Origin of the sequence: Sphingomicrobium sp. (genome assembly GCA_036563485.1) — a bacterium.
In the GTDB taxonomy this organism is placed as follows: Bacteria; Pseudomonadota; Alphaproteobacteria; order Sphingomonadales; family Sphingomonadaceae; genus Sphingomicrobium.
In genome coordinates, this window is record DATCMI010000001.1 from 469,332 (window position 1) to 483,787 (window position 14,456).

At 66.4% G+C, this 14,456-nt stretch carries 12 protein-coding genes; all 12 read right to left on the reverse strand.

What is annotated here, in order from left to right:
* Positions 1 to 126: 126 nt before the first annotated feature.
* The 12 genes from ftsZ to VIL42_02550 all read right to left on the reverse strand — a co-directional run bounded on the left by ftsZ (position 127) and on the right by VIL42_02550 (position 14,453).
* Positions 127 to 1,467 (reverse strand): cell division protein FtsZ, encoded by a 1,341-nt coding sequence (gene ftsZ, locus VIL42_02495; GenBank protein HEY8591716.1) that lies wholly within the window; start codon positions 1,465 to 1,467, stop codon positions 127 to 129.
* Positions 1,468 to 1,635: 168 nt separating this feature from the next.
* Complete coding sequence (ftsA, locus tag VIL42_02500; protein HEY8591717.1) at positions 1,636 to 2,886, reverse strand: cell division protein FtsA; 1,251 nt, start codon at positions 2,884 to 2,886, stop codon at positions 1,636 to 1,638.
* On the reverse strand, positions 2,886 to 3,794 hold the full coding sequence (locus VIL42_02505; protein ID HEY8591718.1) for a cell division protein FtsQ/DivIB: 909 nt from the start codon (positions 3,792 to 3,794) through the stop codon (positions 2,886 to 2,888). Before VIL42_02505 ends, ftsA begins: the two co-directional genes overlap by 1 nt.
* The gene (locus tag VIL42_02510) at positions 3,791 to 4,717 is read right to left on the reverse strand and encodes a D-alanine--D-alanine ligase (GenBank protein ID HEY8591719.1); all 927 of its coding nucleotides are present in this window, start codon (positions 4,715 to 4,717) and stop codon (positions 3,791 to 3,793) included. The genes VIL42_02505 and VIL42_02510 overlap by 4 nt, the downstream gene beginning before the upstream one ends.
* Positions 4,714 to 5,610, reverse strand: a complete 897-nt coding sequence (murB, locus tag VIL42_02515) for a UDP-N-acetylmuramate dehydrogenase (protein HEY8591720.1) — start codon at positions 5,608 to 5,610, stop codon at positions 4,714 to 4,716. Before murB ends, VIL42_02510 begins: the two co-directional genes overlap by 4 nt.
* Positions 5,607 to 7,019: a UDP-N-acetylmuramate--L-alanine ligase gene (gene murC / locus VIL42_02520; protein ID HEY8591721.1), complete on the reverse strand. Its 1,413-nt coding sequence runs from the start codon at positions 7,017 to 7,019 to the stop codon at positions 5,607 to 5,609. The genes murB and murC overlap by 4 nt, the downstream gene beginning before the upstream one ends.
* The gene (gene murG, locus VIL42_02525) at positions 7,019 to 8,179 is read right to left on the reverse strand and encodes an undecaprenyldiphospho-muramoylpentapeptide beta-N-acetylglucosaminyltransferase (protein ID HEY8591722.1); all 1,161 of its coding nucleotides are present in this window, start codon (positions 8,177 to 8,179) and stop codon (positions 7,019 to 7,021) included. Before murG ends, murC begins: the two co-directional genes overlap by 1 nt.
* On the reverse strand, positions 8,176 to 9,354 hold the full coding sequence (locus VIL42_02530; protein ID HEY8591723.1) for an FtsW/RodA/SpoVE family cell cycle protein: 1,179 nt from the start codon (positions 9,352 to 9,354) through the stop codon (positions 8,176 to 8,178). The genes murG and VIL42_02530 overlap by 4 nt, the downstream gene beginning before the upstream one ends.
* Before the next feature lie 41 nt (positions 9,355 to 9,395).
* Entirely contained in the window at positions 9,396 to 10,601 is a 1,206-nt protein-coding gene (murD, locus tag VIL42_02535; protein ID HEY8591724.1) for a UDP-N-acetylmuramoyl-L-alanine--D-glutamate ligase, read from the reverse strand.
* Entirely contained in the window at positions 10,598 to 11,668 is a 1,071-nt protein-coding gene (mraY, locus tag VIL42_02540; protein HEY8591725.1) for a phospho-N-acetylmuramoyl-pentapeptide-transferase, read from the reverse strand. Before mraY ends, murD begins: the two co-directional genes overlap by 4 nt.
* Positions 11,656 to 13,041, reverse strand: a complete 1,386-nt coding sequence (gene murF / locus VIL42_02545) for a UDP-N-acetylmuramoyl-tripeptide--D-alanyl-D-alanine ligase (GenBank protein ID HEY8591726.1) — start codon at positions 13,039 to 13,041, stop codon at positions 11,656 to 11,658. The genes mraY and murF overlap by 13 nt, the downstream gene beginning before the upstream one ends.
* On the reverse strand, positions 13,038 to 14,453 hold the full coding sequence (locus tag VIL42_02550; protein ID HEY8591727.1) for a UDP-N-acetylmuramoyl-L-alanyl-D-glutamate--2,6-diaminopimelate ligase: 1,416 nt from the start codon (positions 14,451 to 14,453) through the stop codon (positions 13,038 to 13,040). The genes murF and VIL42_02550 overlap by 4 nt, the downstream gene beginning before the upstream one ends.
* Positions 14,454 to 14,456 lie beyond the last annotated feature (3 nt).

Here is a 14,456-nt window from a genome sequence, read left to right on the forward strand (position 1 = left end):
CGGTGAACCGTGCGGCGGAGGCGGTGAGACGCTCCCCGCCGGGAGAAAGCTGTCCCATCTCAATAGCTAAACGAAAAAGGGCAGCCCCAACGGGGCTGCCCTTTCGTCGTGCGCTTGGTGCGCTTGTTACTGGTTGTTCTGGCGGTTGAGGAACCGAGGAATGTCGAACGGATCCGAGCGGCTGTTCGCCTCCTCGTCCTCGATCTGCGCCTTGGGCGCGCCGCGAGCGATGTTGGACATGCGCTCGAACAACGTGCCGCCACCCGTCGCGGTCGGCTGCGGCGCTTCATCCTCGTCTTCCGGCGGAGCGATCGGCGGCGCGCCGACCGGGCTGGTCAGGATGTCGTCGGAGCCGAGCAGGAGTTCGTCGTCGCCATCGTCGGCGTCGCTCACCATCTCCGGGGCTTCCGGAGCCGCTTCGGCCGCCGGAGCGGCTGCGGGCGCCGGCTGCTGGCGGGTCGGGAAGGTGAACACCTTGGCCGGGGCGGGCTGAGCGCCGGCTTCGGCCTCGATCCCGGTCGCGACGACCGACACGCGGATCTTGCCGCCGAGGTCGTTGTTGAACGCCGAGCCCCAGATGATGTTGGCATCGGGGTCGACCAGTTCCTTGATGTGGCTGGCGGCCTCGTCGACTTCCATGAGGCGCATGTCCTCGCCGCCGGTGATCGAGATGATGACGCCCTTGGCGCCCTTCATGCTGACGCCGTCGAGCAGCGGGTTCGAAATAGCCTTTTCGGCGGCTTCGATGGCGCGATTGTCGCCGTCGGCTTCGCCAGTGCCCATCATCGCCTTGCCCATCTCGCTCATCACCGAGCGGACGTCGGCGAAGTCGAGGTTGATGAGGCCCGGCATGACCATCAGGTCGGTAATGCCGCGGACACCCTGCTGAAGCACCTCGTCCGCCATTTCGAACGCCTGCTTGAAGGTCGTTTCCGAATTGGCGAGCCGGAACAGGTTTTGGTTCGGGATGACGATCAACGTGTCGACATGCTGCTGAAGCTCGGAAATGCCGGCTTCGGCGGAACGGGTGCGGCGTGCGCCTTCGAAAGCGAACGGCTTGGTGACAACACCGACCGTCAGGATACCCTTGTCGCGGGCAGCCTTGGCGATGACGGCTGCAGCGCCAGTGCCGGTGCCGCCGCCCATGCCGGCGGCGATGAAGCACATGTGCGATCCATCCAGCGCGGCGACGATCTCGTCGATCGATTCTTCGGCCGCCGCACGCCCGATCTCGGGCCGAGAGCCGGCGCCGAGGCCCTGCGTAATCTTCAGCCCGAGCTGGATGCGTCGGTCGGCCATCGAGTTGTTGAGGGCCTGCGCATCGGTGTTCGCAACGACGAAGTCGACGCCCTGGACGTCAGCGTTCATCATGTTTGCGATGGCGTTGCCGCCGGCCCCGCCGACGCCAATGACGCTGATCCGCGGACGAAGCTCGTCAACTTCCGGACGAATGAAATCGATGCTCATGATCTAAAATCCCCCCAAAGCGCCAACGCGTTGAGCCTCCACGAGGAATCTTTGAATCATTGCGAGTCGCAAGCCAAGCGAAAAAGTTAACGCGGACCAAAAAAGTGGGGATGAGTGTCGCCCGAAAGACTCACTTCTCCGGTAGCGGCTGATCGTCGGCAACTCGCGTCAGTAGCCGCCCTTCATCGCTGCGACGAAGCGGCCGAAGAAGCCGGTCGGCGCCCTGGAGCGCGCGATCGGGCCGATGTCGCGGATGTCGCCGCGGCCGGAGGCAGCGAGGAGCGCGAGGCCGACCAGGGTCGAGAAGGCGGGGCCGCTATGCGCGTCCGGCAAGCCGGTGATCTGCTTCGGACGCCCGACCCGCACTGCGCGGCCGAGCACGCCCTGCATGTAGTCGGCGACATTCTTGAGCTCCGCGCCGCCGCCGGTCAGCACCACCTGGCGGCCGACCGGACCGGTGAAGCCGAGGTCCTTCAGCGACTTTTCGATCTCGTTGGTCAGTTCCTCGACCCGCTGTCGGATCACCATCATCAGCTGGGCGCGGGTGATCTTCGCCGGCTCGACGCCGGGTTCGGCGCCGATCTGCGTCGCTTCGATCATCTCGTGATTGTCGCGCGGGCTCGTCATCGCCGAGCCGTAGAAGCACTTCAGCCGCTCGGCGTCGCGGCGCTGGACGGCGAACGCGCCGGCGATGTCGTTGGTGATGTCGCGCGCGCCGAGCTGGATCGAGCGCAACCCCACAAGCATGCCGCCATAGTGGACGGAGACGTTGGTCACTTCCGCACCCATTTCGACGAGCGCGACGCCGAGCTCCCGCTCCTCATCGCTGAGGCAGGCAAGCGCCGCGGCGATGGGCGAGGCGACGATGGCTTTGACGCCGAGATGCGCCTGGCGAATCACCGTATCGATGTTGCGCAGCGGCGACGGGTCGGCGGCGATGACGTGGATGTCGACGCCGAGCCGGTTGGCATGAAGCCCGATCGGCTGCTGGACGCCCTGAGCGCGGTCGATCGTGTAAAGCGCCGGATGGGCATGAAGCACGACCTGCCCGTTGCGGTCGATCGCGCGCTTGCCGGCGTCAAGCAGTTCGTCGACATCGCCTTGTTCGACCGCATGGCCGCCAAGCTCCACCTCGACATTGGCGACGTCGCTGACGAGGCCCGGCGCGCCGTAGCTTGCCCAAACATCGTCGACGGTCAGGCCGGACATCCGCTCCGCAAGCTCGACCGCTTCGCGGACCGCGAACTCGCTCGCCGCCATGTCGGTGATGTAGCCGCGCTTGACGCCACGGCTCTCGCGTTGGCCGGTGCCGAGCACGGTCGGGCGGCCGTCGTCACCGATCCGCGCGATCATCGCGCTGACCTTCGACGAGCCGATGTCGAGCGCGGCGATCAGTTCCTGGTCGTTGGGCTGCGCCATCAGCCTTCCTGCGGCGGTTTGGCCGAGGGCGCCGGCACGGCGCGCGGCAAGCGGACGATCATCTTGCCGGGCACGCGCAAATCGAAGCGGACCACGCCGCGGCCGAGGAGACCGCTCTGCTTGTCGTTGCGGGCGAATTTCTGGAGAGCGGTGCGCGCGTCGCCATAGCCTTCCGGCAAAGCGACGGTCTCACCGGACTGGAAATTCAGGTCCCAGCGGCGTCCGCCAACCCAGGTGGCCGAGGCGAGCTGCGGCTTGAGGGTGGGAACATCGGCCATGAGCGTCGCCAGTTCCTGCTCCTGGCGGTTGGCGCCTGGGCCGATCAGCAGCGGCAGGTCCGGCATCTCATTGACCGGCACGCGGTCGAGCACGATCCCTTCGGCATCGATCAGCGCGAGCTGTCCCTGGTTCTGCCACAGCGCGGCGGGAGTGCGTTCGACGATGTCGATCACCAAAGTATCGGGAAGACGGCGGAGCACGCGCGCATCCTTGACCCAGCCGAACTGGAGCAGGCGCGCGCGGATCGCATCGGCATCGACAAGCGCCTGCGACGCCTTTGCATCGCCGGCCTCTTCGGACGCGCGGCGAAGCTCCTCACTGACGACCTGGTCGACCGCGGCGCGGTCCATGTGCCTGATCCCGACGATCTGATAGCCGCTGACGGTGAACCCGGCGCGGCCGACGGCGGTGCCCGCCGCGCGCTCCGCCTTGGCCGGGATGTCGAGCGCGACCAGCACCACGAGAGTGATCACGAGCATGAAGGCGCCGAACGCGAAGCCGGCGAGCTTGTTTGCGCGGGCCTGGTCGACCGGCAGTCGCTTGGCGATCTTCTTGGGCACCGCGACCTTGGTCGACTTGCCCGCCTTGGCGCGGCCACCACCGCCGCGGCGCACGTGCGCGGCGCTCACTGAATGGCCTCTTCGATCAGGCGCTCGACCAGCTCCCCGTAGCTGATGCCCGTCGCCTTCGCCTGTTCGGGCACCAGGCTGAGCGGGGTCATCCCGGGCTGGGTGTTGACCTCGAGCAGATAGACGCCAGCCTCGCCCTGTTCCTCGTCCCACCGGAAGTCCGAGCGCGATGCGCCTTTGCAGCCGAGCAACTGATGGGCCTTCAGCGCCATGTCCATCATTGATCGCGCGATGTCGTCCGGCACCTCAGCGGGGCAGACATGGACGGTGCGGCCGTCCGTATATTTGTGCTCGTAGTCGTAGAAGCCGCTGTCGATCTTGAGCTCGGTGACGGCCAGCGGCTCGTCACCGAGCACCGCCACGGTGAGTTCGCGGCCCTTGATGAACGGCTCCGCGAGCAGCTCGTCGAACTCGTCCCACGGGCCGGGCACGTCGCGGCCGATCGGACTGCCATAATTTCCGTCCTCGGTGACGATGGCGACGCCGACCGACGACCCTTCGTTCACCGGCTTGAGCACATAGGGCCTGGGCAGCGGATCGCGTTCATGGATGCTTTCGCTGCGCACCATGGTCCCGGCGGGCATGCGCACGCCATTCGGCACAAGGAGCATCTTGGTCAGCTCCTTGTCGATGGCGATCACCGAGGTCGTGAGGCCGCTATGGGTGTAAGTGATGCCCATCAGGTCCATTAGCCCTTGGACGGTCCCGTCCTCGCCCGGTGTCCCGTGAAGTGCATTGAAGACGACGTCCGGCTTCAGCTCCGCGAGCCGGCTTGCGACATCGCGGTCCATGTCGAGCTCGGTCACACGCGACCAGCCGCGTTCGCGCAGCGCAGCGGCAATCCCCGCGCCGCTGCTGAGCGAGACTTCGCGCTCTTTCGACCAGCCGCCCATCAGGACGACGACATGAAGATCCCTGTTCATTCGCGTCCGACCCGCTGAATTTCCCATTCGAGGCTGATGTGGGTTTTCGCCTCGACCCGGCGGCGGACTTCCTCGCCCAGCGCCTCGATCTCGGCGCTTGTCGCGCTACCGAGGTTGAGCAGGAAGTTGCAATGCTTTTCCGAGACTTGGGCATCGCCCATGGTCAGGCCGCGGCAACCGGCCGCGTCGATCAGCGCCCAGGCCTTGTGGCCGTCGGGGTTTTTGAAGGTCGAGCCGCCGGTGCGGCTGCGCAGCGGTTGGGATTCCTCGCGAGCACGAGCGATCGCGTCCATCTCGGCGCCGATGGCTTCGGGGTCGCCCGGCGTTCCGCGGAAGGTGGCTTCGACGACGATCGCGCCTTCGGGCACATCGCTGTGGCGGTAGGTGTAGCCGAACTGCTCGAGCGGCCATTCGACCAGCTCGCCCGATCGCAGCACGAGCTTGGCGGAAGCGAGGATGTCCTTGACCTCGCGGCCATAGGCCCCGCCATTCATGCGTACGAAGCCGCCGACGGTCCCGGGAATGCCGCGAAGGAATTCGAGACCTGCGATGCCCGCGTCGCGCGCGGTGGAGCTGACCAGGATCCCGCTGGCGCCGCCGCCGCAGCGGAGCCTGTGATCGTCGAGTTGCTCGATACGCGCGAACGGCTTGCCGAGGCGAACGACAACGCCTGGCACGCCGCCGTCGCGAACAATGAGGTTCGAGCCGAGACCGAGCCCCATCACCGGCACTTCAGGGTCAAGCTCGCGGATGAAGGCGACGAGATCATCGACGTCCTTGGGCGCGAACAGCCATTCGGCATTGCCGCCGCTCTTGAACCATACCAGGGGCGCGAGGGGAGCGTTCGGCGTAAGCTTCCCGCGCACCGCCGGAATCGTGGCAACGGCGCTCATTTTTTCGCCCGCGCGGCGCAGATGCCGTCGGCGATCGCGCTGGCCCATTTGGTGATGTCGCCCGCGCCCATGCAGATGATCATGTCCCCATCAGCCGCGAGGTCGCGGAGAGCGCCGCACAGGTCCTCGAGATCGTGCACCGCCCGAACCATCCGATGCCCGTGCGCGCGCAGCCCGTCGGCAAGCGCCTGGGCGTCGACTCCTTCGATCGGCTCTTCGCCGGCCGCGTAAACGGGCGTCACGAAGACGACGTCGGCGTCGTTGAAGGCACTCTGGAACTCATCGATCAGCGACTGCAGCCGGGTGTAGCGGTGCGGCTGGACGACGGCGATGACCCTGCCCTCCGCGCCCTCCCGCGCCGCGGAAAGCACGGCGCGGATCTCGGTCGGATGGTGCGCATAATCGTCGATCACGACCGCGCCGTCGACTTCGCCGACCCGCGTGAAGCGGCGCTTCACCCCGTCGAACCGCTCGAACCCGCTGCGGATCTGGTCGTCGGAAATGCCAAGTTCGAGTGCGACGGCGATTGCCGCCAGGGCATTCTGGACATTGTGCCTGCCGGGGATCGGGACGAACACGTCTTCGATCGCCCGCCGCTCGCCATTGCGGTCGAGGACCAAGGCATCGAAGCGGCTGCCGCCCGGCACCGGATGAACATTGTCGGCGCGGACGTCGGCCAACGCGGAGAAGCCGTAGGTAACGATCCGCCGGTCGCGCACGCGGCCAATGATGTTCTGCACTTCGGGATGATCGACGCACAGGACGGCGAGGCCGTAGAAGGGCACATTCTCGACGAACTCGACGAATGCGTCCTTCACCGCGTCGAAGCTGCCGTAATGTTCAAGATGTTCGGGATCGATGTTGGTGACGACAGCGATCGTCCCGTCGAGACGAAGGAAGCTGCCGTCGCTCTCGTCGGCTTCGATCACCCACCAATCGCTTTTGCCGAGCCGCGCGTTGGACCCGTAGCGGTTGATGATGCCGCCGTTGATGACAGTCGGATCGAGCCCGCCCCCGTCGAGCAGCGCGGCAACCATTGAGGTCGTGGTCGTCTTCCCGTGCGTGCCGGCGACGGCTACCGTCTTCTGCATCCGCATCAGCTCAGCGAGCATTTCGGCGCGCTTCACGCGGGGGATGCGGCGCTCGGCAGCCGCCTGCACCTCGGGATTGCTGTCCTTGATCGCCGTCGAGCAGACGAGCACCGCGGCATCGCCCAAATTCTCGGCCGATTGGCCGATGCTGACGGGTATGCCGCTCTTGCGGAGCTTCTCGACGACGTAGGATTCGGACGCGTCGGACCCCTGCACTGTGTAGCCCAGCTGGTGCATCACTTCGGCGATGCCGGACATGCCAATGCCGCCGATGCCGACGAAATGGATCGTTCCGATGTCGGTGCCCAAAGCCTTCATCATGCCGGCACGCCTCCGGCCGGCGCGAGGGCGGGCTGTCGCGGCTCGAGAACGGCGCCGACCGGCAGGGGCGACAAGCCGTTGCCGACCCGCTCGACGAGATCGGCGAGGTCGCGCGCAGCGTGCGGACGGCCGACCGACAAGGCGCGCGCCGCGGCATTGTTCATCGCTACGGCCTCGGTCGCCAGCGCCTGGATCTGGCGGGCAAGCACGAAGGGCGTGAAATCCGCTTCCTTGATCGCGCGCGCGCCGCCGGATTTCACCAGCTCGCGCGCGTTGGCGGTCTGGTGATCGTCGGTGGCTGCGGCGAACGGTATGAGAATCGCGGGCCGCCCCGCCGCGCTCAACTCCGCGACCGTCGATGCGCCGGCGCGGCCGATCACGAGATGGGCGTCGCCGATCTTTTCGGCCATGTCTTCGATATAGGTCAGCAGCTCGGCCGGGATCGCAAGCTCCGCATAAGCGGCACGAACCGTCTCGATGTCTTCAGGACGGCACTGCTGCACGACTTGCAAGCGACGGCGGAGCGCGGGTTCGAGCAGCCCGAGCCCGGCAGGCACGACGCGGCCGAGGATCGTCGCGCCCTGGCTTCCGCCGGTGACCAGGATCTTCAGCGGCCCGATGTCGTCGAACTGCGGATAAGGCATTTCGCCGAGCCGGATGATTTCCTCGCGCACCGGATTGCCGACCAGCACGACCTTCTCCTCGTGGCGGCGCTTCAGGCGGTCGATCTCGTCATAGGCGGTGGCGATTGCCACTGCTTCGCCGGCGAGCAGCCGGTTCACGCGGCCGAGCACGGCATTCTGCTCGTGAAGGACGGTTGGAATGCCCATCGAGCTGGCGGCAAGCAGCGCCGGAAAGGCCGGATAGCCGCCGAAGCCCACGACCACGTCCGGGCGATGCTCGCGGTACAGCCGCTTGGCCTGGCCGCGGCCCTTCACGACCGAGCGCACGGCTTTCAGCAGCCCGATCGGGCCGCCGCCGAGCCGCCCGGCCGGCAAGATGTGCACCGGCACGTCCTTGAACAGGCCGGGGAAGCGCGCACCGCGCTCGTCCGTGATCAGCAGCACGCCGTGGCCGCGGCTCTTGAGCTCCGCGGCGAGCGCGTGCGCCGGGATCATGTGGCCGCCGGTTCCTCCAGCCGCCAAAACGAAGTTCATGCTGCCAGGCTCTCCCCGCTCCACTTCACGACATACGGTGAGCGCGTCAGATAGGGGTTTCGGCGCGTGAAGGCGAGCAGCAAGCCCATGCCGATCGACAGCGCCAGCATCGAGCTGCCGCCGTAGCTGATGAACGGCAGGGTCATGCCCTTGGACGGCGCCAGCTGCACATTGACCATCATGTTGATCATCGCCTGCAGACCGAACTGGATCGCCAGACCGGCCGCGGCGAGGATCGCGAACGAGGATTCCTCGTCCAGCAGCTTGATAAGCACGCGAGCGACGATGCCGAGGTAGAGGCAGGCGATCGCGAGGCAGGCGATCAGCCCGAACTCCTCGCCGATCACCGAGAAGATGTAGTCGGTGTGCGGTTCCGGAAGGCCGAACTTGCGGGTGCCGCCACCGGGGCCCATGCCAAGGAGGCCGCCGGCTGTCAGCGTCCGCATCGCATTGGCGGTCTGGAAATTGTCGCCTTCACCGAACAGGAACTCGTCGATGCGGGCGGTCGCGACGTCGTAGAAGAAATAGGCAAGGACCACGCCGACGATGCCGCCGAGGGCCATGAAGATGAGGATGCGCATCGACACGCCGGCCAGCGCCAGCATCGCCACCCACACAGCGCAGAAGATGATCGTGCTGCCGAAGTCCGGCTGCTTCATGAGCAGGAAGGCGACGCTCCCGACGATCGCCGCCGAGATCGGGTAGACGGGAAGCGTCTTGTCGCTTCCCTTCAGGCTGAGCAGCCACGCCATCGCGACGACGAAGAAAGGTTTCAGGAACTCCGACGGTTGAATCTGGCCGACGCCGAACTCGATCCATCTCCGCGCGCCATTATGCTCCGGCCCGACGATCGGCACGAAGATCAGCAGGACGAAGAAGAAAGCGGCGCCGAACAGGGACATGCGCCGTGCCCGCTCGCGCGGCATCATCGAGATGCCGATCATCACCGGAATGCCGATCGCGATCCAGGCGAGCTGCCGCCAGAAATAGTAGAGTTCGGAGAAGCGGACATTGCCCCCCGAATAGCGGTGAGCGGCGGCGGGCGAGCCGGCGGCGACGGCGATCAGGCCGATGCCGATCAGCACGCTGACGAGCAGCAGCAGGACCTTGTCGATTTCCCAGAACCAGCGCGCGATCGCACTGGTATCGGAGCGGCCGTAATGGCTCGGGTCCATCAGCGCGGCGCGCGCCTTGATCTTGCCTGAGATGGTGCCGATCATAATTCCCCCACCAGCTGCCTGAACTGGCCCCCCCGGTCTTCAAAGTCGCGGAACTGGTCGAAGCTGGCACAGGCCGGCGACAGCAGCACCGTATCACCGGGCACGGAATCCGCAGCAGCCGCAAGCACCGCGTCGGCCAGTTTTCCACAATTTTTCACGGGCATATGCGGGGCGAGCAGCCGCTCGAACAGCTCGGCCGCCTCGCCGATTGTATAGGCCGAGCGGACATTGCCGAAGTGCGGTGCGCATTGGTCGAGATTGTCCGTCTTCGCCTGCCCGCCGAGGATCCAGCGAATGCTCGGAAATGCCGCGAGCGCGGGCGCGGTGGCGGTCGGGTTGGTCGCCTTGCTGTCGTTCACGAACAGCACGCCGTCCTTGTCGCGGACACGCTCCATCCGGTGCGGGAGCCCGCCGTAGGTGCGCAGGCCCTCTTCGATCTCACCCGCTCCCACGCCCAGCGCCTGACAGACCTCGATTGCCGCCGCAGCATTCTGCGCGTTGTGAGGACCCTGCAATGCGGGCCAGTTCCATTGATCGAGGCCGGCGTCGCGTCCGCGCACATGCGTTCCGTTGGACATGGCGAACAGCCGCTCCTTCGAGGCCGCATAGGCATCGAAGCTTTCGTACCGGTCGAGATGGTCCGGCGTGATGTTGAGCAGCACCGCCACGTCGCAATCGAGGCTCTGCGTCAGGTCGATCTGGAAACTCGACAGCTCGAGCACATAAACGCCGCTTTCGGGCAGCGGGTCCTGCGACAGGATCGGCAGGCCGATGTTGCCGCCCATCGTCGTCGGCACGGCCGCGGTCTTGAGGATGTGGTGGACGAGCGCGGTCGTCGTCGACTTGCCGTTGGTGCCGGTAATCCCGACCACCTTGTGCGAAGGCAGCTCGGGACGGGCGCGGGCGAAGAGTTCGATGTCACCGATGATTTCGACACCTGTCTCGCGGGCACGCGCCGCGATCGGGTGGCGGTTAAGAGGCAGGCCGGGAGTGACGACAAGGCTGTCGAACTGCGTCAGGTCGGCTTCGTCGAGGTTGGCCAGTTTCGTGCCGGTTGGCGCCTTCGCCCGCGCCTCCTCCTTGCCGTCCCAGGCGGTGACTTCCGCCCCGCTGGCAAGTAGTGCCGTGGCCGTCGCCAGGCCGGAGCGGGCAAGGCCGTAGACGGCGTACCGTTTGCCTTCGAATGCCTTGGCCGTGATCACCTGAGCTTCAGCGTCGCGAGGCCCGCGAGTGCGAGCACGAAGCTGATGATCCAGAAACGGATGACGACGGTCGGCTCCGACCAGCCGATCTGTTCGAAATGGTGGTGGATCGGCGCCATCAGGAAAACGCGCTTGCCGGTGCGTTTGTAAACCGCGACCTGGATAATCACGCTCAAGGCTTCGACCACGAACAGGCCGCCGATGATCACCAGCACGAATTCATGGTGCGTGGCGACAGCGACGGCCCCGAGTGCGCCGCCGAGCGCGAGACTACCCGTATCGCCCATGAAGACCGCGGCGGGCGGCGCGTTGAACCACAGAAAGGCAAGGCCTGCGCCGATGATCGCCATCAGCAGCACCGTCAGGTCGCCGGTACCCGGCACATGCGGAATGCCGAGGTAGGATGCGAACTTCGCATTGCCGACCAGATAAGTGATGATGAGGAAGGCAAGGCTGGCGATGATCACCGGCATGGTGGCGAGCCCATCAAGCCCATCCGTCAGGTTCACGGCATTGCCGAAGGCGACGATCACGAACGCGCCGAAGAGAATGTAGAACCAGCCGAGGTCCGCGACGCTATCCTTGACGAACGGCAGGTGCAGGCTGGTGCCGCTGCTGCGCACCATCAGCCAGGTCGCGAAGCCCGCGATCGCAAATTCGAGGATCAGCCGCGTCCGTCCGGCAAGCCCGGCATGATGGGCCTTGCGCACCTTATCGTAGTCATCGAGCCAGCCGATCAGCCCGAACCCGGCAGTAACCAGCAGGCATGCCCAGACGTAGGGGTTCGCGAGGTTCATCCACAGCAGGACCGAGATCGAGACCGAGATCAGGATCAGCAGGCCGCCCATCGTCGGGGTCCCCCGCTTCGCAAGGTGGCTCTGCGGGCCGTCGGCGCGGATCGGCTGTCCCTTGCCCTGTCGCTCGCGAAGCCAGCTGATGAACTTCGGCCCGATCAGCAGTCCGATGATCAGCGCCGTCGCGCTCGCAGCCCCGGCGCGGAAGCTGATGTAGCGGATGAGGTTGAGAACGCCCGGAAAGCCGAGCTGCTCGGCGATCACATAGAGCATGCGGTCCCCTTCACCACATGGTCGACGAGCTTTGCCAGCCCGATCGAGTTGGACGCCTTTACGAGCACCGCGTCGCCGGGACGCAGCAAATTGGTCAGCAGCTCGGTCGCTTCGTCGACCGAGACCGAAGTGGTGGTTTCTATGTCGGAGCCGACAGCGTTCGCGAGCGGCGCCATTTCGTCGCCGATGAGAATAAGCCGGTCCACGTGCGCGTCGCGCACCGCGGACGCGAGGCCGGCATGAAGCTCGTCGCTATGCTCGCCCAGCTCGCGCATCGGACCGAGCACGGCGATGCGGCGCGAAACGTCCCGTTCGGCACCAAGGCTCTTCAGTGTGGCCGCCATTGACGCCGGGTTAGCATTGTAGCTTTCGTCGATCAGCAGAAGCTCGCCGCCGTCGCACGCGACCACATGCCGTTCGCCGCGCCCCTTGAGCCCACCCATGTCGGCGAGCGCGAGGCCGCCGACCGCGACATCCTCGCCCACTGCTTCGACGGCGGCAAGCACGGCAAGCGCATTCGACACCCAATGGTCCCCGCGTTGCGAGATGGTGAAAGTCAGTTCGCGTTCGAGAAGCGCGGCGCTGATCAAGCTGCCGCCCGGGTCCGCAGTGACGGCATGCACCGCATGAACGTCGGCATCGCCGCGGCCGAAGGTGACGATCCGGTCGGCATGGCGGCGGGCGGCGCGGACCAGCTGGTCGCGGTGGGGCGTGTCGTTGGGGATGATGGCGACGCCATCGGGTTCGAGGCCTTCGAAAATTTCCGCCTTGGCGTCGGCGATCGCTTCCATCGAGCCGAGATTCTCGATGTGGGCGGGGGCAATGGCGGTGATCAGCGCGACGTGCGGGCGCACCTGCGCGGTCAGCGCGCGGATTTCGCCGGCATGGTTCATGCCCATTTCGAGCACCGCATAGTCCGCGTCGCGCGGCATCCGGGCGAGGCTGAGCGGGACGCCGGTATGGTTGTTATAGCTCTTGACCGACCGGTGCACCTTGCCGGGCCGGTTGCGATCGAGCGCGGCGTAAAGCGCTTCCTTCGTGCTGGTCTTGCCGACCGACCCGGTGACCCCGAGGATAGTGGCGCTGCTTCGCGCGCGGGACGCCCGCGCGAGCGCCTGGAGCGCGGCGAAGGTGTCGGCGACGAGGACGTGCGGACCCGCCACCGGCTTGCTGACGATTGCGCCCGCGGCGCCAGCTGCAAACGCACCATCGACGAATTCATGGCCGTCGCGGGCCGTGCCGGGCATGGCGACGAACAGGTCGCCGGAACCCACTTCACGGCTGTCGAACGTGACGCCCGTGACTTCGAACTGGGCACTTGCAGTGCCGCCTGTTGCGGCGGCAATTTCTTCTGAGGTCCAGAGGGGGGTCACGCGGCACACTCCCGCGCCACCAGTGCATCGTCGAACGGGAGCACGCGATCGCCGATGATTTGGCCGGTTTCGTGCCCCTTGCCCGCAACGAGCACGATATCGCCGCTGCTTGCGATGCTGATCGCTTCGGCAATGGCTTCGCGGCGGCCGGCGACTTCGATGGCGCCCGGCGCGCCCGCCATGACCTCGGCCCGGATTCGCGCCGGGTCCTCGCTGCGCGGATTGTCGTCGGTGACGATCACGACGTCGGATTTCTCGACCGCTACCCGGCCCATCTCCGGTCTCTTGCCTTGGTCGCGGTCGCCGCCGGCGCCGAAGACGGTGATCAGCCGGCCTTCGACATGCGGCCGGAGCGCTGCGATCGCAGCCTCGAGCGCGTCGGCTGTATGAGCATAATCGATGTAGACCGGCACGCCGGCGCGGCTGATCACCGCGCGCTCGAGCCGGCCGCGAACCGGCGCGACCCGCTGCATCGCCGCAAAGGTCTGGTCCCAGGTACCGCCCGTCGCGAGCACCAGCCCGGCAGCGGTTAGCACGTTAGCGGCCTGGTAGGCGCCGATCAGCGGCAGCGGGAGGCGGTGAGACTTGCCTCCATGCTCGAGCATCAGCGTCTGGCCAAGAGCGGTCGGCGCCTGCTCCATCAGGCGGATCAGGTCGCCTTTGCGGCCGACGGTCAGCACCTGGTGGCCACACTTGTTGGCGCGGGCGATCACCTCGTCAGACTTCGGATCGTCGGTCCAGATCACCGCCGGCTTGCCGGGCGCGAGAAGCCTGTCGAACAGCGCCATCTTGGCCTCGAAATAGGCCTCCATCGTGCCGTGGTAATCGAGGTGGTCGCGGCTGAAGTTGGTGAAGGCGGCGGCGGCCAGCGGAACGCCCTCTGCGCGATGCTGGTCGAGGCCGTGGCTCGACGCCTCATAAGCGACATGGCCGATCCCCATGCGCTTCAACCCGGCCATATTGTGGAGGAAGGTGACGATGTCGGGCGTGGTCAGCCCCGTCTTCACCTGGTCGTCCGAAGTCGTAACGCCGAGCGTGCCGATGGACGCCGAGCGGTGCCCGCTCATGCGCCAGATCTGGCGCGTCATTTCGACTGTCGACGTCTTGCCGTTGGTGCCCGTCACCGCAACGACCGTTTCCGGATATGGCGCATAGAATTTCGCGGCGAGTTCAGCGAACAGCCGCCGCGGTTCGGCATCGGCGAGGTGCGGGACCGCCGCGACCGGCGCATCTGGGCAGGCGACAACGGCGACCGCGCCGCGCTCGACCGCCTCGCCGATGAAATCTTCGCCGTTGAACAGCGCACCCTGGAACGCCCCGAAGACGCTGCCGCGCGCAACCTTGCGATGGTCCAGCGCAAAGCCGGTCACCTCAGAATCGCTATCGACGTCCACGAGGTCGGACAGGCGCACCGG